Origin of the sequence: uncultured Thiodictyon sp. (assembly GCF_903828115.1) — a bacterium.
Classification (GTDB): domain Bacteria; phylum Pseudomonadota; class Gammaproteobacteria; order Chromatiales; family Chromatiaceae; genus Thiodictyon.
In genome coordinates this window covers 1-1,533 of sequence record NZ_CAIKKU010000605.1, presented here as the reverse complement: position 1 = coordinate 1,533, position 1,533 = coordinate 1, and the positions used below count along the sequence as shown (strand labels likewise).

Below are 1,533 nucleotides of genomic sequence, written 5' to 3'. Positions count from 1 at the left end.
CGTAATCGAGGTTATCGTAGCGCCCCGGATTCTCTCCCACCCCAAGTTGCATCGTTTCTCCGATTACGATCACGACAACGACAACGACAACGACAACGACAACACGTACTAATAAAAAACCGGAGACATTGTTTATGCGCGTATTGGTCGGCGATATCGGCGGCACCAAGACCGGAATCGGCGTCGCCGAGACCGATGGTTTGGCGGTGACCCTGCGGCAGGTGCGGCGTTACCCGAGCGCCGATTTCGACTCGCTGGAGTCGCTCATCATCCAGTATCTTCACGAGACCGGGCAGGTCCCGGCGCGCGACTGTCATCTGGGTGCCTTCGCCGTCGCCGGTCCGGTGGAGGGTCGGCACTGCCGGACCACCAACCTGCCCTGGGAGATCGACGCGGACCTGATCGAGCACATCCTGGAGTTCCGTGCGGTCGGACTGCTCAACGACCTGGAGGCCGTCGCCTGGGGGGTGGCCGCCCTGGGTCCGGATGACGTGGCGGAGATCCACCCGGGCGGGGCGCCGCAGCAGCCGGCGGTCGGTAATGCCTGCGTGGTCGCCGCCGGCACCGGTCTGGGCGAGGCCGGTCTCTACTGGGACGGCACCCGCCACCACCCCTTTGCAACCGAGGGCGGTCACACCGACTTCGCGCCCCTGGACGAGCGTGAGTTCGCGCTGCTCGGATTTCTGCAGCAACGCTTCGGCCGGGTGAGTTGGGAGCGTGTCGCCTCCGGGATGGGAATCGGCAACCTCTATGATTTTCTGCTGACCTGGCACCAAGCGGCGACGCCGGACTGGCTGGCCGCGGAGCTCGCCGCCGGTGACACCGCCGCCGCCGTCGCCGCCGCCGCGGGCCGCTGCCCGATCTGTCGTGAGACCATGGATCTGTTCTTCAGCCTCTTCGGGCGCGAGTCCGGGAACCTGGCCTTGAAGCACCTGGCCCTGGGCGGCGTCTATCTGGGCGGCGGCATCGCCCCGAAGAACCTGGAGGCCCTGCGCGCCAGCCGCTTCCTGGAGGGCTTCTTCGCCAAGGGCCGGATGGAGCCGCACATGCGGCGGATGCCGGTGCGCGTCATCCTGCGCGCAGAAACACCACTCCTCGGGGCGGCCCGCTACATGGGCCTGCGTTGAGCACCGGCGCCGCCCACCTGAAACCGGAGACGAGATGACGACCACACTCAAGGTTACCGGCATGACCTGCCAGCACTGCGTGCGCGCCGTCCGGGAGGCCCTGGCGGCCGTCCCCGGCGTTACCGCGGCCCTGGTGGATCTCGACGGCGGCGCGGCGCGGGTCGAGGGCGAGGCCGCATCGTCTGATCTGATCCACGCCGTGGTGGATGCCGGCTACCAGGCGGAGCTGGTCGCCGCGGGCTGAGCCCGGCGCGCCTGGAGGTCCAGGTTACGAAGAGGTCTTCGTAGTGCTAGCAACCACGGGCGCCTTCCAGCGCGGTGAAGGAAGCCAGCCTAGATCATAACCCCAGCCACCCTGCCGGGCGGGAGGTCGCCGGTCCGCACAGCGGACCCTACCGGCGCGGCG

Annotated in this window: 2 protein-coding genes; both read left to right on the top strand. The window is 68.1% G+C overall.

Annotated elements, in window-relative coordinates:
- The first annotated feature begins 134 nt into the window (after positions 1-134).
- On the top strand, positions 135-1,127 hold the full coding sequence (glk, locus tag QZY48_RS22890; RefSeq protein WP_295435447.1) for a glucokinase: 993 nt from the start codon (positions 135-137) through the stop codon (positions 1,125-1,127).
- Between the two features lie 34 nt (positions 1,128-1,161).
- Complete coding sequence (locus tag QZY48_RS22885) at positions 1,162-1,371, top strand: heavy metal-associated domain-containing protein (RefSeq protein ID WP_295435445.1); 210 nt, start codon at positions 1,162-1,164, stop codon at positions 1,369-1,371.
- The last annotated feature ends 162 nt before the right edge of the window (positions 1,372-1,533 follow it).

Bases quoted from the DNA above. Each gene is read 5' to 3' on its own strand.
- QZY48_RS22885 (WP_295435445.1), top strand. From the start codon at position 1,162: ATGACGACCACACTCAAGGTTACCGGCATGACCTGCCAGCACTGCGTG.
- glk (WP_295435447.1), top strand. From the start codon at position 135: ATGCGCGTATTGGTCGGCGATATCGGCGGCACCAAGACCGGAATCGGC.